At 50.9% G+C, this 22,948-nt stretch carries 21 protein-coding genes; 2 read left to right on the top strand and 19 right to left on the bottom strand.

What is annotated here, in order from left to right; genetic code table 11:
- The 13 genes from SK3146_RS24380 to SK3146_RS24320 form a co-directional block, all read right to left on the bottom strand.
- On the bottom strand, positions 1–381 hold the full coding sequence (locus SK3146_RS24380; RefSeq protein ID WP_249861200.1) for a secondary thiamine-phosphate synthase enzyme YjbQ: 381 nt from the start codon (positions 379–381) through the stop codon (positions 1–3).
- A gap of 57 nt (positions 382–438) precedes the next feature.
- Positions 439–1,344, bottom strand: a complete 906-nt coding sequence (locus SK3146_RS24375; RefSeq protein ID WP_249861199.1) for an amidohydrolase family protein — start codon at positions 1,342–1,344, stop codon at positions 439–441.
- Positions 1,331–2,116, bottom strand: a complete 786-nt coding sequence (frlD, locus tag SK3146_RS24370) for a fructoselysine 6-kinase (protein WP_249861198.1) — start codon at positions 2,114–2,116, stop codon at positions 1,331–1,333. Before frlD ends, SK3146_RS24375 begins: the two co-directional genes overlap by 14 nt.
- Before the next feature lie 60 nt (positions 2,117–2,176).
- The gene (locus SK3146_RS24365) at positions 2,177–3,919 is read right to left on the bottom strand and encodes a hydantoinase B/oxoprolinase family protein (protein WP_249861197.1); all 1,743 of its coding nucleotides are present in this window, start codon (positions 3,917–3,919) and stop codon (positions 2,177–2,179) included.
- Between the two features lie 22 nt (positions 3,920–3,941).
- Positions 3,942–5,990 carry a hydantoinase/oxoprolinase family protein gene (locus SK3146_RS24360; protein ID WP_249861196.1) on the bottom strand — a complete coding sequence of 683 codons (2,049 nt, stop codon included), beginning with the start codon at positions 5,988–5,990 and terminating at the stop codon, positions 3,942–3,944.
- Positions 5,991–6,017: 27 nt separating this feature from the next.
- The gene (locus SK3146_RS24355) at positions 6,018–6,860 is read right to left on the bottom strand and encodes a carbohydrate ABC transporter permease (RefSeq protein WP_249861195.1); all 843 of its coding nucleotides are present in this window, start codon (positions 6,858–6,860) and stop codon (positions 6,018–6,020) included.
- Positions 6,857–7,009: a hypothetical protein gene (locus SK3146_RS24350; RefSeq protein ID WP_249861194.1), complete on the bottom strand. Its 153-nt coding sequence runs from the start codon at positions 7,007–7,009 to the stop codon at positions 6,857–6,859. The genes SK3146_RS24355 and SK3146_RS24350 overlap by 4 nt, the downstream gene beginning before the upstream one ends.
- 2 nt (positions 7,010–7,011) lie before the next feature.
- Entirely contained in the window at positions 7,012–7,791 is a 780-nt protein-coding gene (locus SK3146_RS24345; RefSeq protein WP_249861193.1) for a carbohydrate ABC transporter permease, read from the bottom strand.
- A gap of 66 nt (positions 7,792–7,857) precedes the next feature.
- A complete protein-coding gene (locus tag SK3146_RS24340; RefSeq protein ID WP_249861192.1) occupies positions 7,858–9,111 on the bottom strand; it encodes an ABC transporter substrate-binding protein in 1,254 nt (417 codons plus the stop codon).
- 260 nt (positions 9,112–9,371) lie between these two features.
- The gene (locus SK3146_RS24335; RefSeq protein ID WP_249861191.1) at positions 9,372–11,222 is read right to left on the bottom strand and encodes a cache domain-containing sensor histidine kinase; all 1,851 of its coding nucleotides are present in this window, start codon (positions 11,220–11,222) and stop codon (positions 9,372–9,374) included.
- Positions 11,219–12,733: a response regulator gene (locus SK3146_RS24330; RefSeq protein WP_249861190.1), complete on the bottom strand. Its 1,515-nt coding sequence runs from the start codon at positions 12,731–12,733 to the stop codon at positions 11,219–11,221. The genes SK3146_RS24335 and SK3146_RS24330 overlap by 4 nt, the downstream gene beginning before the upstream one ends.
- 57 nt (positions 12,734–12,790) lie before the next feature.
- Entirely contained in the window at positions 12,791–13,519 is a 729-nt protein-coding gene (locus SK3146_RS24325; protein ID WP_249861189.1) for a GntR family transcriptional regulator, read from the bottom strand.
- 591 nt (positions 13,520–14,110) lie between these two features.
- Positions 14,111–14,488, bottom strand: coding sequence for a hypothetical protein (locus tag SK3146_RS24320; RefSeq protein ID WP_249861188.1), 378 nt, complete (start codon positions 14,486–14,488; stop codon positions 14,111–14,113).
- An 85-nt stretch (positions 14,489–14,573) separates the two neighbouring features.
- Between SK3146_RS24320 and SK3146_RS24315 the strand changes: the two genes are divergently transcribed.
- Positions 14,574–14,795, top strand: a complete 222-nt coding sequence (locus SK3146_RS24315; RefSeq protein WP_249861187.1) for a helix-turn-helix domain-containing protein — start codon at positions 14,574–14,576, stop codon at positions 14,793–14,795.
- Positions 14,796–14,869: 74 nt separating this feature from the next.
- Here the strand turns inward: SK3146_RS24315 and SK3146_RS24310 are convergent, their stop codons facing one another.
- From SK3146_RS24310 to SK3146_RS24290, 5 genes are all read right to left on the bottom strand, one after another.
- A complete protein-coding gene (locus SK3146_RS24310; protein WP_249861186.1) occupies positions 14,870–16,351 on the bottom strand; it encodes an extracellular solute-binding protein in 1,482 nt (493 codons plus the stop codon).
- Positions 16,352–16,414: 63 nt separating this feature from the next.
- A complete protein-coding gene (locus SK3146_RS24305; protein WP_249861185.1) occupies positions 16,415–17,293 on the bottom strand; it encodes a carbohydrate ABC transporter permease in 879 nt (292 codons plus the stop codon).
- 19 nt (positions 17,294–17,312) lie between these two features.
- The gene (locus tag SK3146_RS24300; protein WP_249861184.1) at positions 17,313–18,263 is read right to left on the bottom strand and encodes an ABC transporter permease; all 951 of its coding nucleotides are present in this window, start codon (positions 18,261–18,263) and stop codon (positions 17,313–17,315) included.
- 277 nt (positions 18,264–18,540) lie between these two features.
- A complete protein-coding gene (locus SK3146_RS24295; protein WP_249861183.1) occupies positions 18,541–20,910 on the bottom strand; it encodes a helix-turn-helix domain-containing protein in 2,370 nt (789 codons plus the stop codon).
- Positions 20,911–21,221: 311 nt separating this feature from the next.
- A complete protein-coding gene (locus tag SK3146_RS24290; RefSeq protein WP_249861182.1) occupies positions 21,222–21,968 on the bottom strand; it encodes a prolyl oligopeptidase family serine peptidase in 747 nt (248 codons plus the stop codon).
- 157 nt (positions 21,969–22,125) lie between these two features.
- On the opposite strand from SK3146_RS24290, the gene SK3146_RS24285 reads away from it, so the two are divergent.
- Complete coding sequence (locus SK3146_RS24285) at positions 22,126–22,722, top strand: DUF4062 domain-containing protein (protein WP_249861181.1); 597 nt, start codon at positions 22,126–22,128, stop codon at positions 22,720–22,722.
- Here SK3146_RS24285 and SK3146_RS24280 read toward each other — a convergent pair.
- A complete protein-coding gene (locus SK3146_RS24280; RefSeq protein ID WP_249861180.1) occupies positions 22,716–22,874 on the bottom strand; it encodes a hypothetical protein in 159 nt (52 codons plus the stop codon). The two genes, SK3146_RS24285 and SK3146_RS24280, sit on opposite strands and share 7 nt — an antisense overlap.
- Between the last annotated feature and the right edge of the window lie 74 nt (positions 22,875–22,948).

Raw genomic sequence — 22,948 nt, 5'->3', positions numbered from 1 at the left:
TTACTCTCCGAGCACCTGAATATATACTTTGCGGGCCTTCGGCCCATCAAATTCGGCTAAATACACATCCTGGGCGTCACCGGTCACCATCTTGCCGTCCTGAACGACAAAGAGACAACTGTTGCCCGACAGCATTGATTTCAAATGCGAAGGCGAATTGCTGCCGGTCGCCCCGTACGAGGGCAGAAAATGCGCGTGCGCATAGGGGGCATCCTTCGGAATAAGCCTCTCGAGCGCCTCTTCAATGTCCGTTTCCACGCATTCAAGCCCCTCGTTAACCATGATGCCGGTCGTCGTATGGGCCGTAACGACGGCCGCCAGTCCGTTCGTCACCCCCGACTCGGCTACGAAGGCGCGGACCTCCTCAGTAATCTTAATCATTTGAAATTCAGCCCGCGTTCGGATTATGATGCTTTTCAGCTTGACCATCTTCACTCCCTACCTTTCCAGCCCGATAAATTTCAGCGCATTGAGACCGAGAATTTTTTGCAGCGTCTTGTCTCTGAAATGGAGTCCCTTGAGCGCAGGCAGCAGCCGTTTGGCCCGAAAACGCGGTGCATTCGTACCGAACATAACTTTGTCGGCAAGATTGCGTTCAATCCACAACGGTCCCATATTTCGCGTGAAAACCTGTTCGTAAAAATCTTTCGCATTATCCATATGCAGCAAAGACGTGTCCGTATAAATATTCGGATATTTCAGCAGCAGCATCACCGTCTCGTGAATCCATGGCCAGCCGAAATGAGCGAGGCACATCCGCAGTTTGGGATAAGCGATAGCCACTTCCTCGAAGTGCAGCGGATGGGAATATTTCGCTGGCGCGTCCGGCTGCCAGCTCATTCCCGCATGGAACATGACCGGCTTGTCGTATTTGAGACATATCTCGTAGATAGGCTTCAGCATCTCCTCATAGGGATAAAACTGCTGCTTGGACGGATGCAGTTTAAGCCCCTTCAGGCCAAGGCTTGTAAAAGCGTGCTCCAGCACTTCCACTGCATCCGGACGGTGGGGATCGACGCTGGCAAAGCCGATAAAACGGTCCGGAGCGAGATCAACAATGCTCTTAATCTCCTCATTGGTGATAATGCAGCCGCCATGCAGCGTTGTAATATCCTCGGGCAGCAGAACTGTCTTGGCCACATCCATGTAGCCCATCTCGATGAGCGCCGATTCCAACGGGTATGGAGACTGCTTGAAAATGCCGAATTGCTCTTTGCGGAAATTCAGTGTTTCCTTGTCTCCGCATATGTCTTTGTAAAAAATCGGATGGGAATGGACGTCGATGATCATCTTGTTTGCCCTGCCTTTCGTTGTTTGGTAGAATCCGGCCTTAATACGGCTCAAACCTGGCGACCACGGCCGAGGCGACCTCGGCTCCGCTAAGCAGGCAGTTTTGAAGCGTCATGCCCTGGAATACGCCGTACATGAAGCCGGCACAAAACGAATCCCCCGCTCCGACGGTATTTACTACCCGCTCAGCCGCAACGATACCCTCACGATAAAACCGGGTGCCGTCGTAGGCGAGGCTGCCTTGTTCGCCCAAGGTTACGATCACCGCGCGGGGGCCGAGGCGCTGCGCCCACCGCATATACTCTTTAATGAAATCATCCTCCTGCTCATAAGAGAAAAAGGCATAGTCAATGTAAGGCAGTGCGAGCTCGGCCTCTTCTTTAAATACGCGCGTCGAGAAGTCGAATACCGTCAGCAGACCGCGATCTTTGAACGCGGGAAGCGAACCGGTTACTCTCCCGGAAAAATTCGTATGCACGCAATCATGTCCAGCGATGAATTCAATATCCTCATCGGTTAAAGCGAACCGGACCATGACGCCTTCGATTTTCTCCTTATGAACCCTGTCGTTTCCGTTCAGATTCATTCGAAACATCGCCGTCCGCCCCTCGGCGACATGCAAATGGCTGATGTCAACACCTTCCCTGCGCAGCACGCCCGCCATCTGCCGGCCGTAATCATCGGTACCGACGACGCTAACCATCGACGTATCCGCGCCGAGCCGGCTTAGATGGATAACGAAATCGACGCTATTGCCCGTCGGATAAGAACGACCCAAGTTTTCGTATATATCCATGCAGCTTAAACCTACTCCTGCTACCCGCATAGCTGGCCTCCTTGCCTAACCATGTGATTGAAGCGGCGTCGGGCCGCGTTTTGCATCAAATCATACATGGGCTGTTCCGCTCCGGCGCAGCTGCGCTGTCCGCTTTGCGTCAATCTCCAGCGTCTCCGGGATCAGCACCACGCCGTATTCCCTGGCAGCTTCATCCGGCTTGACATAGCCTAAGCGCGCATCCTCCCGTACCAGTTCGGGGTCTCTGGAGAACGGGTCCATGTAGCCGCCACCGCCCGGCGTACTAATGATCACAGTATCTCCTTTGTTTATCGCCAATGTCGCCTTGGGCGGCAAATTCGTCACTTCGCCTGAAGCTGTAATATGGATGCATTCCGACGCTGCGCCTTCCTTACCTCCAAACAAGCCCCATGGTCTCGTTCTCTGGCGTTCAGACGTGATCGTAACGATCACATCGTCCGATTCCGAAACAATCTCCCGGGTAATTCCCACGCCGCCGCGGAATTTGCCGTACCCGCCGCCGGTTTCAGCAAACGAATACTTCTTCACGAGCAGGGGATACGATTGTTCAATAACCTCGGTCGGCGTATTGCGCGTATTCGTCATATGCGTATGCACACCGTTCATCCCGTCCAGTCCGAGCACAGCGCCTTGTCCTCCTCCGCAGGTCTCGATGTATGAAAAGTATTCGCCGGTCGCTTCATTAAAGCCGCCAAAGTTAAGTCCGTTCATCGAGCCGGAGCAGGCGGCGATAGCCGCCTCGGGAAGCACGGGAGCAAGCGCCCCGAGAATCGCGTCGGTAATGCGCTGCGACGTGTTACCATTGGCGTTGGAGACCGCTGCCGGGAATTTCGCGTTGACGACGGTGCCCTCCTTGGCGTGAACGCGAACCGGCCGATAGGCTCCGTCGTTCGGCGGCACCTCCGGGTCGAGCAGCGCTTTGACGGCGTAATAGGCGCAGGCGCTTGTAACGCCGATCGTCGAATTGATAGAGCCTCGAGCCTGCGGCGAAGTCCCTTCGAACGAGACGTGAATTTCGTCGTCCTTGACGCAAACCTGCACCGCGATTTTGATCAAATCCCGGGTGAGGCCGTCGCCTTCCAAATAGTCCTCGAAGGTATACGTTCCGTTCGGAACCTTGCGAATTGCCGCCCGCAGCCTCCGTTCCGAATAGTTCATCAGCTCGTTCATGCACGTTTCCGTGAAATCGGTCGAATACCGCTCGAACAGCTCCTTTAGACGGGTTTCACCGATTTTGTTGGCGGCGAGCTGGGCGTAAATGTCGCCGAGCATCTCCTTGCCGGTCCGTGAGTTTTTCGTCAAAAGTCGCAGCACCTCCTCGTCCATAACGCCCGCTTTACGCACGCGAATGGCCGGCAGCCTGAGCCCCTCCTGAAAAATTTCTGTCGTTTTGACCGAGCAGCTCCCCGGAGTCATGCCGCCGACATCAATATGATGCGCAATGTTGGCGGTTAATGCGACAAGCCGACCTTGATGAAATACAGGGGAGATCATGAAAATATCTGGAAGATGCGAGCCGCTAATATACGGATCGTTAATCAGGATCGCATCGCCTTCCTTCAGTTCGTCAGGCTTGTAGATCTTCAGCACCTCGCCGACAACGGAAGGCATCAGCCCCAAGTGAAGCGGAATATGCTCCGCCTGAGCCACCAGCTTGCCGTCCTTCGTGTAAATTGCCGTAGAGCAGTCCATCCGGTCCTTGATATTCGTGGACAATGCCGTTTTGATCAAAGCGACGCCCATTTCTTCGGCAATGGTATGAAAAGCGTTCTTCATCACTTCTATCGTGATGGCATCAACTTTTGCGCTCATGGTCCGTCCTCCCTTGGATTCGTTATGCGTTATACAAATGGATGAGCAGATTACCGTAATCGTCGGTCTCAGCTTTTTGCCCTGGATGGATGACAATCGTGGAGTCGAGCTGCTCAAAGATGGCCGGCCCTTCTACAACTGCTCCCGCACGTAAACCGGAACGGTTGTACACCGGCGTTGCCACAAATCGGCCGTCAAAAAACACCTGGCGGGAAGGTAGTGCCTCCTGCGTTTCCGAACCCCCTTCCCTTTTGTCGAAACGAATTTTCGGAATCGCCCCAATGGCGATCAGCCGAATGTTAACCAGCTCGACCGTCTCCTCCTCCCGGCTGAAACCGTATATTTTATGATGCATCCTATGGAAGTCGTTCACTGCCTGCTCCAGCATCTCCCCGTTCAGCTTCAGCCCCCGGATCGGCACATCGATTTCATACGCCTGGCGCAAATAACGCAGATCGAGCGCAACTTGCAGGTGAATCTCCCCGTCGGCGAAGCCTTCCTTATGCAGCTGCCCTCGTGCTTCCTCCGCCAGGCGGGCGATGACATCATTGGCATCATCCAGCTTTAACTGAGCGACACCGGACAGCACGGTTTGTACAAAGTCGTGCCGCACATCGGCCATTAACATCCCCATCGCGCACGTGATCCCGGGATTCGGAGGAATAATGATTTCCTGGCAGCCCAGCTCCTTGCCTATCTCGACGGCATGTACCGGGCCCGCACCGCCGAAGGCGACAAGCGAGAAGTTGCGCGGATCGTGTCCTTTCTCGATCGAAATGACCCGGATGCCGCGAATCATATTCGCGTTCACGACCTTGAGAATCCCTTCAGCCGCCTCTTCTATCGTAATGCCGAGAGGGTCGGCGATTTTTTCCTTCATCACCTGACGGGCCAGCTCGAGATTCATTTTCATCTTCCCATTCAAAATGTAGCCCGGATTGATCCGCCCCAATATAACGTTCGCATCCGTTACGGTCGGCTCCATGCCGCCTTTGTTGTAGCTTACCGGGCCCGGCACGGCGCCCGCGCTCTGCGGCCCGACGCGCAGCGCTCCCCCCACATCGATCCAGGCGATGCTGCCGCCTCCCGAGCCGATCGTATGCATTTCGATCATCGGCAGCTTGATCGGGCTGCCTTCCACCTCGCTCATGGTGGTGTACTGCGGCCTGCCCTTCTCAATCAAAGCGGTGTCGAGACTGGTGCCTCCCATGTCGATAGTGATCAGATCCTTATAAGGCGTCGTTTCCACGATGAACAATCCCGCCAGAATCCCTCCCGCAGGGCCCGAAAGCACCGTCCTGGCCGGAGTGTGCATGGCGCTCTCCGCAGTTATGATCCCGCCGTTCGACTGCATAATGTATAGCTCCGACCGAACGCCGATTTCCTTCAAACTGCCTACCAGACGATTCAGATATCCCTTCATCTTTGGCAGTACATACGCATTTGCCGCCACCGTGCTGGTCCGCTCATATTCCTTGAACTCGGGAAGTACTTCGCTCGACAGCGTGACATAAGCTTCTGGGTATTCTTCCTGCAACGCTTGCCGGATCATATTCTCATGGGTGTCATTCATGTAGGAGTTGATCAGGCATATGGCGACGGACTGCACGCCTTCGCGTTTCAGTCTGTGCGCGATCTCACGTATTTCTTCCGGATCCAAAGGCTCCAGCACTTCCCCGTTCGCCTTAATCCGCTCGCTCACTTCAATACGCAGATCGCGCGAGACAAACGGAACCTTCTTCCTTGCTTTGAAATCGTACAGCTTCGGGCGGGACTGCCGGCCGATTTCCAACACATCGCGAAAGCCTTTGGTCGTGAGCAGCGCGGTCTTGGCGCCTTTGCGCTCCAGAAGCGCGTTCGTCGCCACGGTAGAGCCGTGGATGAAGAACGAGATGTTCTTCACGTCAATTCCCGTTTGACTCACAATTTCGCGTACCCCGTTAATAACAGCTTCGGACGGATCGTGAGGAGTCGAAGGCACCTTGGCTACATGCACCTCGCCTGTTTGTTCATGAATGAGAGCAATATCGGTAAACGTTCCGCCGGTATCGACACCAAGGCGATAACTCATGTTGAACACCTCTTTAAGTTGTTAAGTTTAATCTTTCATGGAACCGCTTGCCAGACCGCTAACGATATATTTTTGCAGCGATGCAAAAATGATGATGATGGGCAAGGCGGCTATCGCGGCAACCGCCATCAAATAATTCCACTGCGTACCGAATTCGCCGGTAAACTTGCTGAGGCCCATCGTCAAAGGCCGCACGCTTTCATCGGAGGTGAGCGTCAGCGCAAAGATGAAGTCCCCCCAGCCCCACAGAAAGCTGATCGCGCCGACGGTAAGCAACCCCGGTGTAACAAGCGGCAGCACGACTTTCCAGAACGCCCCCGCCTTATGACACCCGTCGATCAGCGCCGCCTCCTCCACCCCGCTTGGCACTCCTAGAAAATAAGGACGAAGCACCAGAACGGCAAAAGGCAACGTATGCGTCGTGTTGGCAATCACAAGTGCCGTATAGCTGTTGACAAGCTGCACCTTGGAGAACACGATGAACAGCGGCATCGCCACCATAATGCTCGGCAGCATTTGTGTAGCGAGGAGCACAATAAGCACGGCTCCCTTGCCCCGAATCGGCAGTCTGGCGAGGCCGTAAGCGGATGGCGAGGCCAGCAGCAGCGTAAGCAGCATCGTCCCGGTAGCAATGATAAAGCTGTTTCCGATGTAGCGGAAAATCCCGGTGTCCGCGACAAAGTTGTGCACGTACGCTTCCAGCGTCGGCGACACCGGAATATAATGCGGAGGATAAGCGAACAACTCGTTCATCGGTTTGATGGAGGTGACAAACAGCCAGTAGATCGGAAACAGATAGACAAGCGTTGCCGCAGCGGCTGCAGCAGCCGTAATATAGCTGCGGGCGCTGTATTTGCCGGATGCGATCATGACTTCTCCTCCTTCCGGGACATCCAGAGGTACACCGATGCGAGGGTAATCAGAAAGACGAACATCAGGCTTGCCACTGTCGATCCCATGCTGATTTCATAGTTGGTAAAAGCAAGCTTGTAAGCGAACAGTGGCAGCACCGTCGTCACGTTTACCGGCCCCCGCCGGTCATGACGAAAATCAGATCAAACACCTTGAATGTGTAGATCAGCACAAGCATTAACACGATAAAAATAGTCGGCCTCATCAGCGGAACGGTAATTTGCATGAACTGCCTAAACCGGCCGGCTCCGTCGATTTTGGCGGCTTCGTACAGCTGATCCGGCAGCGCCTGCAACCCCGCAAGCAAAATGAGCATGTTAAACGGAATGCCGATCCATATATTGGCGATTGTCGCCGCCGTCAGCGCAGTACCCTGATCGGTCAGCCAAAACACTGGCTTATCAATCAGGCCGAGCATGATGAGCAGATGGTTGAATACCCCGGAGTCCCCCGATAAAATCCACTTGAACAACGTACCGGTAATGACAATCGGCATCATCCAGCCAAGCAGAATCAGAGAGCGCATCAAGTCCCGTCCGGGAAACCGGCGATGGAAAAACAACGCCAGCGCAAACCCTAGCCCGAATTGAAATACAAGACTGCCGGCCGTGAAAAACAGCGAGTGGCGCACAGAGTCCATAAAGAGCGGATCGGCAAACACTTTGGTATAATTGTCCCATCCGACAAAGCGGTGGCCGCCCTTCAAATTCATTAGCGTAACGTCCTGAAAGCTAATCCAAATATTATATAATATAGGGAATATAAGGAATGAAATAACAAACAATCCTCCGGGAAGAACGAACATATAGTTGGTCCAGCCCGCCCGTATCCTCCCAGGAGCCGATTTGGAGACAGCCCGCTCTGTCTTGGGCAATGCCTGATCCGTCATGGAGCTTCTCCCTCCCACGCTTCGATTGGGGGAGGAGCTTCCTCCCCGTTATAATGTGATTTTTCTTTATTGCAGCAGGGGCTTGATCTTGCCCGCCGCTTCCTTCACCGCGTCCTCCGGCGACTTCACACCGGTTACGGTTTGCTGAACCATATCCTGCACCGCCTCCGAAATTTTCGGATAGTTCGGTCCGTAGGCCCGCGCTTTGGCGTATTGATGCTGATCCGCAAAAATCTTCATATATTTGTCCGTTTGCCAATAGGAGTCGTTGATTAAATCTTTGCGGCTCGGAATTCTTGCTCCGCCGATGAGCAGTGGCTTCAAATATTCCGGCTTTTGGGAAAACTTGATGATGTCCCACGCAATGTCCTTGTGTTTGGAGGTAGCTGTAATGGCCCAGTCGTCCCCGCCGAGAATCGTCGCTTTTTCTTTGCCGGAAGGCAAGTCGGCCAGTCCCCACTTAAACTTGGCCTCATTAAGCGCAGGAAGCTGCCAAGGGCCGCTTAACACCATCGCTACTTTTCCGGCCATGAATTGCAGGAAAGTAGCCTGCTGATCCTGCGTCAAGACCTCTTTGGACATCGAGCCGCTAGCCACCAGATCCTTATACAGCTTGAGCGTATCTACCGTTCCCGGGTTATCGATGTTGGTCAAGTCGGAGCCGGCCTGCCAGAGGAAGGGGAGATACTGGAACGTTAGCTGCTCGCTTTTCGGAGCGGCGATGGCGAGGCCGTACACACCGTTGCCGCTAAGCTTTTTCGCCACAGTCTTCAGTTCATCCCATGTTTTGGGCGGCTCCACCCCGGCTTGCTTGAGAAGATCATCGTTATAAAATAAACCCAAATTATTGTTGCTCACGGGAATCCCGTAGTTTTTGCCTTTATACATTGTTGCATTCCACGGCGCTTCGAAATATTGATCCGCTTCCCCCCATGCCTTCACCTCTTCGGTAATGTCGGCAAGTACTCCGGCGGAGGCGAACGCCTGATGATCCGGCCCGTCGATCATAACTATGTCGGGGAGCTGGCCGGCGGCCGAGCCAAGCAGCAGCTTGTTTTTAATATCGGCGAACGGAACGAACGTTCTCTCGATTTTTACGTTTGGATGCTCCTTCTCATATGCGGCAATCAGATTTGTTAGAGCATCGATCATCGCCTGATTCGGCTGAAAATCCCACCATGTAATCTTGACCTGCTCATTCGGCGGATTCGACATCTCTGCCGATTCTTTGGGAGCCGGCGCGCTGCCCGTTTCGGACGAGCAGGCTGTGACGAACGAGAAAATCAGAGTAAGTGAAGCGAGCAACCATTTTTTCTTCATTTCAACTTGCCTCCTTTATGACCATTTACCGTGTTGGACTGAGGATGTTTCCGGAATGTCCTCTTGACTTCATTATAGGTCAGCAGGCGCTAATGAAATATAAACAAACTTAAGAGGATCATATATACAAATTTAATGTTCGTCCGCAGCTATCCTTGGGCGATGCCCATGTAGCAAAAAGAAGACGGCTAGTTACCGTCTTCCGTCTGCAAAGCACTTCATTATTCAACATGAATGTATGTCCGCGCTCGCTCAGCGCATCATTGTTCGGCGCCAATGCGTATCGTGATACGGGTTCCGGGTGAAGGTCCTCCGGATTCAATATTCATCCGGTACGTGTCGCCGAACATCAGCTTGAGCCGCGAATCGACGTTTTTCATACCATAGCTTGAGCCGCTCATCACTTCTTCCTCCCAAAGCCCGGAATCGATCAAGCACCGCTGGCTTGCAAGCACCTCCTCCGGCATGCCGACCCCGTTGTCCGAGACCGTCAGTACGATCCAGGAGCCGTCCATTTTCCCGGAGACCCTAATCATCCCTTTCGTTCGCAACCGGCGAATACCGTGCAAAAGCGCATTTTCCACAAGCGGCTGAAGCACAATCTTGCTGATTTTGTATTCTTGAACCTCGGGCGCCAGACGAAGCTCGTAGTCGAAGCGGTCCTCCAGACGAATTTTATGAATATCCAAATAAATCCGTATCATCTCGAACTCCTCGCGCAGCGTAATCGTTTCGCTTCCCTTGCTCAAGATGATCCGGAACAGCTTGGATAGTCCTTCCACCATCCGGCTGATTTGGGGCTGGTTGCTGTCCAGGGCAAGCCAGTGAATCGTATCCAGCGTATTATACAAAAAATGCGGATTGATCTGGTATTCAAGCACCCTTAGTTCAAACAACCGCTTCAGATGCTGCTGAACGGAAACGTCCTCCAGCAAATCTTCGATATGGGAGGCCATTGAATTAAACGTATTGCCTATGATGCTGATCTCATCGTTACCCCTGATCGTGATCCGCGTCCCCCACTGTTTCTTTCCGAACTGTCGCATCGCCTTCAGCACGCGCCCGATCCGTCGCGACAACACCGTCGCTCCGAATAAAGAGACACCTAACGCCACGATGAGAAATATAGCATAACCATATTTGAGACTATCGCTAATAGCCTTGGTCTGCTCGTGAATATACTGGTTGTCCAAACCGACAAATAAATAATTTCGCATTCCCGTTGCGGACGACTCCTCCATCCGTTTGACGATCATCCTCCATGAGCTGCCCCGGAATGATACGTCCGACTGTCGGTCCCCTATTTCGGCAAAAGGAAGAACCTCGCCTTCCTCCGCGGAAAATTGCCGCCCGTCGTAAACCATCCGTCCTTTACCAGAAGCATCGTATAGGCCAAATATCATGTTGCCAAAATAATTATAAGTATCGAATGAGCTTTGAATTTCGTTCAAAGAAAGATTAATGACGACGTGCCCGATCACTTGCTGGGGCATCGTAGTCCCGTATATTTTTCTGGCAATCGTAATCATATTGCTCTCCTTGGTTAACGCGTCGTTAACGCTCCATGGCAACGGGTCGTCGAAATCCGCTTTCAGCAATCGGGAAGCCAGAATATCCTCCGGGTAAATTTGATAATTTTGCGCCGTGCTTAAATACACATTGCCCTGCGTATCGATGATCGCCAGCGAGTAGATATTCGTCCAGACGAGACGGTACCGGGACAACAGTGAGAGCATTGCCGCCTGATTGTCATAGAGCGTCTGCAGCTTCCTAAGCTCGGCGTCCGGTGTAGGGGATTCGCCCTGGGCCAATCTATCGCGCCAACTGGATGTCAAAATCCGCTGTACGTCGGGCTCAATGATGAGTTGGTTGGTCAAGGTAGTGACGACCCCGAAGAGCGAACCGATCTCCCGGTTTACCGCATGCTCCAGCCCAAGCAGCGTATTGTGAATTTCGCTGGCCTTCTGTTGGACTTGCCGGTCGGTCAACTGCTGGATAACGAACATTAAGAGCAGATTAGGAATGAGAAGCAGTAAAAGAAGCTTGATAAAAATCGTTCGCGACATCGTGTTATACCAGCGATTTAAACGATAACGGAGGCGATCAATCATTGGGAGGAAAGTCCTTCCTTGTAATCGGATGGGCTTTTTCCGATCCACTTTTTAAAATAACTGCTGAAATACAAGTGGTTGTCGTAGCCGACTTTTTCGGCGATTTCGGAGATTTTCAGATCCGATTCGTGCAATAGCTTTTTCGCTTGCTCCATGCGCAGGCGCGCCAAATACTGCATGCATGAATAACCGGTCGTCTTGCGGAACATTTGCGTCAAATAGTTGGGATGCACATAGACGAGATCGGCCAAATGCTGCAAATTGAGACTCCCGTCGGCATAACACTCCTGCATATGCGCAATCACTTTGGTGACAATCTCGCTAGGATACTCCTGCCGGCGCGGCTCGAGTGCGGATACGCATTCCTGGAGCCACTGGTTCATCCGATCCATTAATCCGGTTCTCGGCAATCCGGCAAGCTGCGGCGCGGCAAACGGCAGCTCGAGCTCGCGAAATAATGCCTCCAGCGACTCGATCAGCTTGTAAAAGGAATGGAATACATAGTCGGAAGGCGCGGGGCTTGCGGCAATCGCTTCAATCATCAGCCGTATATTGGTCCTAGCTTCTTCCCGGTCCCCTGCGCGCATGGATACGCGAAGCTTCTGTTCGAGCTCCAACGGGTAGAAATGCCGTTCCTTGCTGGATTGCTCCATCGCTTCGCAGGCCTCGGCAAATATTTGGCGGAATTGCAGCAGATTGGCCGCTCTCGATCCCGTCCCGAAAACTACCGGAACGCCCAGCATTCTTGCCGACATATCTGCGAACTGGACCGCTTCCTTCCGCAGCCGCTCCGGCTTGTCCTCGCATACGCCAAACGCCAGCGTGCATGAATCCTTGAGCAGCACGAACCCGCGATACTCGGCCAGCACCGTCTCGGTGAACAAATGCTTGACCGCTACGGAATAGAGCAGGGAATCCCGTTGAGACATAGGCCGTCCCGTCTCTTGCAGACGGATGACGCCGCCGGAGAGCAAGGTCCCCTTCAAATCAAAATCAAAGCAATCGGCATGCTGAAGTATATCCGTGGATGAGATGAGACGCGACTCGAGTAAATCGGACAGCAGCTTGTCCCGGACGTACAAAACACTGCTTGCATGGCGCTGCTCCCATCGGAGCAAATCCATCTTACGCAGCTTCTCCTGCTCCACCTCATGGCGAATTTCGTCCAACGCATCGCGAAGCTCTTCCCGATTAATCGGCTTGGTCAAATAACGGCACACCTTCAGGCTGATCGCTTGCTGTGCAAGCCGAAAATCATCGTGACCGGACAATAACGCGCATTTGACGCTCGGATACTTCGCATTTACCATCCCTATTAATTCAAGGCCGTCGACATATTTCATGAAAATATCGGTAATGATCAGATCAGGTGGCGCAGTCTGGCTCTCCAACCATTGCAAAGCCGTCTCCCCGTCATCCGCCGTCCCCGCGACCCGATAGCCCAAATCACAAATCATCCGCTCCAAGCCCCTGCGAATCAAAGTTTCATCTTCGACAATCAGAATCTCCATAGTGCGAGCCCCTCCCGGCGTGTAATAAATGAAGACTCATCTCTTGCATACTTACCATCAGTGAACCTGAAAGCGAAACCGGTCTCCTCGAAACAACGTCTTGACGTATTCCATAACTTGATGATCCTCCGAATAAACGACCGCTGTCATCAGAAACAGCGGAGCACCGGTTTTGACGGAGAGCAGCTTGGCTTCCTTTGTCATCGCCCGGGCCAGCTCCAGCGTTTTGCTTGAATAGGCGGGGCGAATGCCGTATTTGCTATCAAGCAGGTGGTAGAGCGATTGCTTCGCCAAGTCTTCCTTCTCGAGGCCGGGACAGCGTTCCCCTGATAAACAGGTCGTTTCAATCGCAACGGGAACATCATCGCTTAACCGTAGCCTGACAATCTCAATCATGGAGGCGCCTTCAGCCATTCCTGACAACTCAGCCAGCTTTCCCGCAGCCTTAATCGCTCTCGCGCTGACAAGCCGCGAGCCAACTCGCATGCCTCGCGAGTTCATACGATCGGTAAAACTGGCCACATTGACGAGCTCCCGGTCGATTTTTCGTTCGGCTACAAAGGTCCCTTTCCCTTGACGACGCACGAGCAGCCCCTCCTGCACAAGCTCGGCAATCGCATTTCGTACCGTTATCCGGGCAACGCCGTATTGCTTGGCCAGCTCCAGCTCGGTGGGAAATCGTTCTCCGGCCTGCATCCCCCCGCTTTCGAGCATCGTCCGAAATATTTCTATGAGCTGTACATAGAGCGGCATATCCGTTCTCTGATCCATCAACTGGCTGCCCATCTGCCTATCCCCCCCATACCTATCGAATGGCTCCCGTCCTTAGATTCCACAACCCGTGTAAACCGTTCGGAACATATGACATAAAAATTGTCCTATAGTGCATCGTGCTTAAGCTACTCTATACATAATGTTATCGCTTTCATTTTAGCAAAAAAAGAGCTACAAGAAATACTTCTTCCCATACCCAAGACAAATTTGTTTTATAATGTTCTATTATTTTATTATAAAGTTCTTGTCCGATCGCGTCAACGACCGGTCCCTTCCGGAAAAAGAGGAAACTCCTCCCCCAAACAAAGTCAGTCAAGCTTACCGTCGAAGGTACCAAGTGACATAATAACTGTAAATTTGAGCATGATACCACACATAGGATGTTCCCCATAAAGTTCAACCATCCTTCCTCAGGTACAAGCTTGATGATTACCTCCACTGTTTAAAAACCTATTACATCTAATTTCGCCATAAAATCCCTCGCTATATTAACAATCCATACACCAATAAATAAAACAACATTCTCTCATATTTTCTCAAATCCTTCTTCTCTTCCTCTATCTGATTCCTCAGCAAGTTACCGCGGCTGGGAACCGAGAGGGTTTAATTAGGAGTAAGACGTCTGTGAATCCAACGTTTAGCCAGTTCCGCTTCTGTCAAACCTAGTAGTTGTTCCTCGTACGTTTCAATCTCCCTCCGGGTATCGTTAATCAGATGAATTAACATCATTTTCTTGAGATCATAGTCATTCGCATAATCTAACAGTGAACCATACCAAATATCCAGCTCTTCAAAGGCATGGTCCGATTCTCCAAGGGGGCGGTATAAAATCGTACCGACTTCTTCAGCGTTTATCGTTAGTATAACATCGAAGAAGTCCATGCCAGTTTCTTGAGTGATGTATTGCTGAATCGCTTGTAGAGGCAGCTTAGAAATGAGATATTTCAGCGGGATCACCTCACACAGAATAATGATACGCAATTAAGTACCAGCTTCATTTCTATTATATGGTACGTTTTTGCGTATAGCAATCATTACCTATATCCGTGCATAGCAGGTGATCCTTTTGGGCAAAAAAGTGATTATAAACATAACAAAGCTTACGCAAAAGCATCATATCTCTTTACGTGAGCTTTCCAGATTATCCGATGTGCGTCATGCTGCATTAAGCGAGCTTTCTAACGGCAAAAGGGAAAATATTCATTTTAGCCATATCGAAAGAATCGCCGAGGCGCTGGACATTAAAGATATTCGGGAGATTATAGATTTGATTGAGGTTGATGATTAATTGCGGGTTCGGGGGCTTTCGGTAAAATGAGAATATCCGCCGATTGCCCGGCGGACCTCTCGATTGACCTTGCCTTATTTTTCGCCGGATTTATTATAATCAGCGGTGAATTCCTCGATAATTTTGTCTCCGCCATTTTTCCGCCACTTCTCTACCGCGTCGTTCCAGCCCTTGTCGTCCAGCTCGCCCAGTACATATTTCACCTGAGCTTCGGTAATTGCCTTCTTAAGATCCGTGCCCTTTTGCGTATTCGTATCGGATAACAGAGAGGCGCTCAGGTCTACTACGCCCAATTTGCTGTTGTCGTGGAAGAGTTTATCGATTTTTTGCTCCAATGGCGTTTTCTCCATCGTGACGCCGCCAAACTGGCTGCCCCAGCGGAAGTTTTGCCAGTCCTCGGAACCTTTGGAGCCGGCGATTTTCTTCGCTTTCCCGCCTTCAAGCGTGTAATCCGTGCCTTCGACGCCCGCATTGATCAGAGACAGCATCGGCTCGTCGCTCATCTTATCGATGAAGGCAAGAATTTGCTTCAGCTTCGCTTCGTCTTTCACGCTAGAATTGGGAATTGCAATGAGAGAATCATAACCGACGGTACCCCTGACCCGCTGTCCTTGCGGTCCGTCGAAGTTTTCCGCAACCTCCACCTTCACCTTGGGGTCCTGCTTCATCATATCCACATGCCGGGTAGCCGCGTCGTCGATCACCGAGAAATACATGCCGGCTTTTCCTTGATTGAAATAATCGTATTTTTTGGCGATGGGGAAGTCCGGGCTAATTATTTTTTCGCTTACCATCTTTCGATACAAATCGAGAGCCGTCTTAAATTCCGGGTACAGGAAGTCCGGCGTTACCTTGCCGTCCTTCAGCCCCCATCCGTTCGGACCTCCGGCGTAAATCGTCAGCTGCTTCAATAATTCCATCGTCGCATCTTCCTGAATGCCGAACGTGTTCTTCTTGCCGTCCTTGTCCGGGTCATTCTCCGTAAACGCCTTGGCCACATTGTACAGCTCGTCAGCGGTCTTGGGCATCTGCAGCCCTAAATTATCCAACCAGTCTTGCCGGATAATCATGCCGTAACGGGATATGACGCGCTCGCGAGGAATTCCATACAGCTTGCCGCTGATGCTTGCGTTCTTTTGTGCGACCGGGTTCATTTGACTCAAATTTTTGAAATCTTTCAAGTACGGTGTCAGCTCCCAAAACACACCCGACAGCTGCGCATTCAGGTTGGCGGTTTCCTTATTCTTGCGAATCAGGATCACATCCGGCATATTTCCCGAGGCGATCGTTGCGCTGACCTTATCGTCATAGGCAGTACCGGCGCCCGGCACCCATGTAATATCCAGCTTCGTATTCGTATACTCTTCGATCTTCTTCAGGAAAGGGCTGTCCTTTTTGGGCGGCTCGGCCAATTGTTGAATCATCATTACCTTCAGCTCCAAAGGCTTGTTGGCTGAAGAGTCTGTCTCCGCAGGCGCCGCTTTATTGGAAGAGCTGCATGCCGCCACAAGAGAGGCGGATAGACAAGTCATACACACGACATTAAGCAGTTTCATGGACTTACGGACTGAGCTTTTTCGGTTCATACGAATTCTCCTCTTTATTCATCGATTTGTAGTCTAACCTTTAACTGACCCCAGCAATGCACCTTTAGCAAAATGCTTTTGAAGAAACGGATATACGACAAGTATCGGTAATGTGGATAATACAATAACGGCCATCTTCACCGTCTCCGCCGGAGGAGGAATAAAATCCTCGCCGAACTGTGCGGAGTCGCCAATCCCCCCTTGAGCTAGTATTACGATCTGCCTGAGCCATACTTGAATAGGCCAATAAGCATTATCGTTGATATAGAGAATCGCGTTGAAGTAAGAATTCCAATGGCCTACCGCATAAAACAAAGCCAATGACGCCAGTACCGGCGCCGAAAGCGGAAGCACGATGCGGAACAGAATGGCGATATCGCTGCAGCCGTCGATTCTCGCGGCCTCTTCAAGCCCGTCCGGGAGCTGCTGGAAGAAGCTGCGCATAATAATCAGGTTAAAAGCGCTGATTAAACCGGGAACGATCAAGGCAGCCGGGTTATCGAGCAGCCCTGTTTCCTTTACCACCAGATAAGTCGGAATCATCCCGCCGCTGAACAGCATGGAGAATACTACGAGTTTCATGATCAAGCTGACGCCCATGAGATCTTTTTGCGCAAGCGGATAGGCCATCAGCGCCGTAAAGAACAAATTTGCCATTGTACCCGCTACCGTAATGAAGACGGATACGCCCAAACTGGATAAAATCACATCGGTTGAAAGAATGTATCGATAACCGACGAGTGACAGCTTTGTAGGAAACAGGATAAATCCTTTTTTGATCAATTCCGCAGGCTCGGTTATTGAAGCCGCCAGGATATAAATAAACGGAACGACACATACCGCCGCAATCAGTATTAGAAGTAAGTAATTGATCCCGTCCAGCAATCTGCCGGCGATGCTTTTATCCGCCATAACCGCGTCCTCCTCTCGATTAGTAAATGCCTTCTTCGCCAAACTTCTTGGCCAGACGATTGGCAATCACTACAAGCAGTAAGCCGACAGCAGACTTGAACATGCCGACTGCAGTGCTGTAGCTGAACTTGCCCTGCGTAATCCCTGTGCTGTAAACATAAGTATCGAACACTTCGCCAATTTCCCTGTTCATCGGATTGACCATCAGGAAGATCTGCTCGAAGCCCGAATCCATAAAATGACCGATCCGCAAAATAAGCAAGATAATAATAGTACTGCGGATGGCGGGCAGCGTGATATGCCACATCTGTCTCCAGCGTCCCGCTCCATCCATCTTGGCCGCCTCGTACAGCTGCGGATCGACGCCGGCGAGCGCCGCGAGGAAGATGATCGTCCCCCAGCCCGTATCCTTCCAAATCACCTGCGAGGTGATGATCGTACGGAACCAGTCGCTGCTGAGCAAGAAATTAACGGGCTCCATATTTGCTTTTGCCAACATGCTGTTGACGATGCCGTTGTCTGTAGAAAAGAACAGGAAGCTGATCCCGACGACCACAACCCATGAAACAAAATGCGGGATGTATATCATCGTTTGGATAAACCGTTTGAATACTTCCTTGCGAACCTCGTTAAGCATTAATGCGATGACAATGGGCATGGGGAAGAAAAACAAAATATTGTATATCGCTAAAATAAACGTATTGCGGAAGAGCATCAAGAAGCTCTCGTCCGTAAAAAACGTCTCAAAATGCTTCAAGCCCACCCATTTGCTGCCGAAGAAGCCTTGGAACGGCTGATAATCTTGAAAAGCGATAAGCACGCCCCACATGGGCACATACTTATATATCAGGAAATAAATCAATCCCGGCAAGAGCATGATATAAAACCAACGATGGCGCTTCAGCCGTCGCATGAATCGTTCATTCTTCGTAAGCGTTCTCACAGAATGGGCCGATCCCGTTATTTCCATGTCCGATTCCTCCTTTTTTGTTTATCCGTTTGTCGTACCTGGACGGCTTGAATCCAATGTACTAAGGATGCTCGTTCCTGTCGACAATCCATATAGCAGATCCTTGCAGCTGCGGATACAAACGTTGATGCGGCAAGGGTTTAGCGGCATTCATAATCCATACGGCAGATCCGGATAATCATTAGAGCAGACAGAACAAATGGCTGTGCATCATTTCCTAAACAACAAAAAGAGCCTCATTCCGAGGCTCTTCTAAGGGATCGACCAGCACGCGCCTTCAATCTATCCGGTGCTTCTCGCGGTACTGTCCCGGCGTGGTATTCTCCATCTTGCGGAAATACCTTATGAAATTTTGCGAGTTCTGGTATTGCAGCTTCTCGGCGATCTCGCCGATCTTCATGTCCGTTTCCACCAGCCACTGCTTGGCCATCGCGAGCCGATACTGGGACAAATAGTCGCTAAAGCTGCTTCCGGTCTCCTTCCGAAAGACGGTTCTCACGTAGTTCGGATGATAGTTAAGCCGCGATGCGCATAGCTCGACCGTCAGGTTCGTATCGTATTCATTATGGATGATCTCGAGCAGACGCTCCGATATTTTTTTGTTGCGATTCTCCCACTGATGCAGCAGCGTGTCGATCATCGGCTCAACCACATGAGCAAAGAACCATTGTTCAATGTCTGCGGCCGTCTTGAGCTCCTGCAGATGATCAAGGAGCGGTTTACCTAGAACCGGCAACGGCTCCGTAGTGGACTCGCCGCCTTCCTGCCCTTCCCTTAGCAAGTCGATGAGAAGACGCGTAAGCACCATTTGCAAATCTTCATAGCTCAAATAATCCGCAATGATTTTGTGGGCAAATTCATTGAGAAGCCCTCTGGCCTTCTCCTTGTCCCCTGTTTTAATGGAGTCTATTAACTCCTTCTCCAGCCAATCGGGATAAGCGGCTACGGAACGCGATTCAGGCGATACACTCGTATAAAGCAGAATAGCTTGCTCTCCGAATCGCAAACGATAATTTAACGCATCCAGGCTTTGCTTATAGGCTTGGTGCGAATCATGAATGCTCGGATACGGGGTGCTTATCCCCACGCTTACCTTCAGCCCGAGAATTTGCTCCGCACTCCTCTGTACATCTTCAGCGTAATGATAGAGCTCCGTTTCAAAATCATGTCCGTCCGGCTCGCAGCTGCGGCAGATCGTTACTTGATTGTCGACCATGACCACGGGCTCAAAGCGCCGGTTCGCCGGGATCAGCTCGCTCGTAATATTGCCGATGGCGAACATCAACAGATCGACGTCCCGATCCTGATACCGCGTATAATCCAGCGAATCGATCTGCACAGTCATGACAGCGAATAAACTAGCGGCTGCTCCTGTTTCCGGCATGTCCGAAGCAAGCTCGGCACTTCCCTGCTCATACCCGAACTGAGCCAATCGCTCCTTCGTTTCCTTGGGACGAATCTCTCCTTGCAGCAACCGCCGGATAAAGAAGACTTCTAACTGCTTGGAATGGATTCGGAGCTGATCCTTCATGAGCGTCTGCGATGTGCGCAAACGATGAATGGACTCTCCGATGACTTGCAATTCATCTTTATGCTGCGGAGGGTCCCCGGCGGCGCCATGATCTACGGCTACAGACAGAACACGGCGAATGGGCATATACATTCGTTTGGAACCGATCCAGGCGAGCAGTAGAATGAGAACGAATGTCCCTAGCGAGATAAAAAGTGTATACCAGCCGATCGATCGGGAATCTCTGGTAATATCGTCCAAGGAAGCAAAGGACAAGTAATACCAGCCGTTATAATTCGATTTGGTAAAATTGACGCTAATTGTTTCCCGGTTCGCCTTGAAGATAAAGTGCCCCTTCTCGGCTCCAGGCATCCCGCGGATCATCTCTGCCGCCGGCCGCCACTCGCCGGTTGTCTTGAGCACGCTTCCGACGGCTGAAGTCAAGGGCCGGAACTCAGAGTCCAGAATAAGGGTCTCCCGCTCCTCGGCTTCGTTGTAGACCAGCTTCTCCAGTTTGGCGGCAGAAATTTCACCCATAATCAGCCCCGTGCTCAGTGTCCGGTTGATCGGCAGCTTCTTGACCAGATGCACCCCTGCCGGGATCGCTTCCTGCGCCTGATTGCCTCCCGAATCGGCTTCGGCCTCTTGTCCGGACCCGGGAACATACGCATTCCAAAAGGAACGGCTTTCCGACTTGGCATACTCATAGATGACGCTGCGAATCGGCGAAGTATCTAAAGGGCTGTAGCCTTCGTTCGACAGCACCCAATCATTGTCCAGACTGGCAACGTATACATTCTTTATTCCGAGCTCATAAGGCTGGATCTTGTTTAGGCCGCCGACAAGTTCGTTGAGAAGCACGAAGTTGTTTGGCGAAAACGGCGTCTGCAGTGCTTCATGAACCGTTGAAGTAGATATATATTGTGTCATCAGGTTCTCGAAGAGCTGCAGCACTTGTTCCACATTGAGCTGTGTCTGCTGAAGAAGCTGCATATTGCTGTCGTTAACCTTCTCCTGGACGCTTTGCTTGGCTCGCAAAAATGAAAGGCTCCCAAGCGCAATCACCGGAATCATCCCGATGAGCAGCGTCAGCAGCAGAAGACGGACCCAATAGCTGGATGATAAGTGCCTGACCATAAGCAGCGTTCCTCCCCGACCTGATGTATCATTTGCTCTCCATATAGCATATAGGGCACATATCCTTATTATAGCAAAGTAGGGCGCTGTGAGAAGTATATTAAAAGATGGCCGCCTAAAAGGCGCTGTATACGTCCCTGCGGCTGAGAACGTCTTGTGCTCGCCGCAACCTGAGATCGGGTACCTCCAAACCATTTTCTCCATGATCTGACGGACTATGGTATATTGCGGGATGTCCGTAACAAGTGCTGCCATGCCAAAACGGCCGTGAGATCATCCCGCTGCCGCTTCTTTGCTGCTTAGGTATTATTTTATTTTACTTCTACCGGAGTCCCTGCTTCAGGAAACTTGCTCAACCACGCCTTAGATTTTTCAAGCATTCCAATCGTTATTTGATGATTGACCCCGGAATACTCAACTAATTGCAAGTATTCCTCTGACACATCAGACATTTCATTCATAAAGTACCTTTGGCTTGCGATAGGGATTATGCTATCTTCCTTACCGTGTAACAATAGCAGTCTTTTTTTATCCCCAAAATTCAGCTTGTACTGAGGGTCATGTTCTTTCAAGAAAATATTTTCAGCATCCGTTAATGGAGTTCGTCCATCTCTTTCACGATACAGCTCCTCAAACTTGACCCAGGCACATGAACCATTGATAACTATGGCGGACTTTAGGAAGGACACTTTTGAAAGTGCACCGGCAGCAATAAAACCGCCTGTCGAATGACCGATGATAATGATAATATCATCAGTTGCGGCCAAAGCGGTTGCTATACTCTCTGCTTCCTTAACCCCTTGAAGCACGACATTCCAGAAATTAGCTTGCAATACTTGAGTATCGAAATAGTTCAGTTTTCCGCGCACCCCATGATCAGGCAGTTCGGGAACGATAACTTTGAATCCCCAACTGGAGATAGTCGATGCAAAGAACAAATAGTCCTCGATTTTTGATGACCAACCGTGATATAAAAGTACTGTAGCTCTTGCTTTTTCACATGGATTTATAATTAGAGAGGGAATTCCTGCAATTTCACAAGCTATATAATTATTCATTGTGGTCTCCTTAATCAGCTTTAGGTCCTTTTTTAGTTCGCTTATATCTTTGTGACGTATAATCGATAGAAAAGTTCCGCTAAATAAAGTAAAATATTTACAACTAAACCGAGCCGACGGTATGATTTATACTAATTTCATTGAAAATAGGTGACCTATGAGAAAAAAACTGCAAGTTTTCATATCGTCTACTTGCTACGACCTGCTTGAGGAACGTCAAGCCGCTGCGCAGGCTATACTTAGAGCCGGTCACATTCCTACCGGAGTGGAGCGATTTTTCGAGGAAAATCCATTGGAGATGACGAAGAAATGGATCGATGAATCCGACGTATTTATCCACATTATCGGTGGATTCTACGGCACCCTGCTTCCGGATGAATCGAAGAGTTATACGCATTGGGAATATGATTATGCCGGAGAAATCGGCAAACCAAGATTTGCTATTGTTGTTACGGACGAAGCCTTAAGACGAAAGCATTACGACTTTGTCGTGGCGAAAGACTATCAGAAGCATCTGGAGTTCAAGCAATCCGTCATGGAAACGGTACCTACCTATTATGCCGATAATGGACAGCACATTAAGTGGGTGATCCGCGAAACATTGCCGGAGTACGCAGGAAGAGACGATTTGTACGGCTGGTTTTCCGGCAAAGAGCTCCCGGACGTTCAAAAGCTGCTGGATGAGAACGAAAGATTGTTGAGGGAAAATGCCAGATTAACTGCCGAGTTAGAGAAATATACTAGAGATCAATAATACGGATGTTGAGGAAAATATGACAACCCATTGGCAACCGCCAGCAGTTCGTCCTTCGTCACATTCGGCGATGACGTCATAACATGGTACAGCATCGTCCCTCCGGCCGTCGGCTCCATCCAGCTTATCTCTCGGGCTTCCCCTTGATCCACAAAGATCGATTCCGGATTGACGGTGTAGTAGGCTTCGCCTGGTTTGCGCTATTGACAGGTTGTCAGACGGGTGA

The organism is Paenibacillus konkukensis, assembly GCF_023523925.1.
Classification (GTDB): Bacteria; Bacillota; Bacilli; order Paenibacillales; family NBRC-103111; genus Paenibacillus_S; species Paenibacillus_S doosanensis.
The sequence above is the reverse complement of the archived record's forward strand: the minus strand, read 5'-3'. Positions and strand labels throughout refer to the sequence as shown.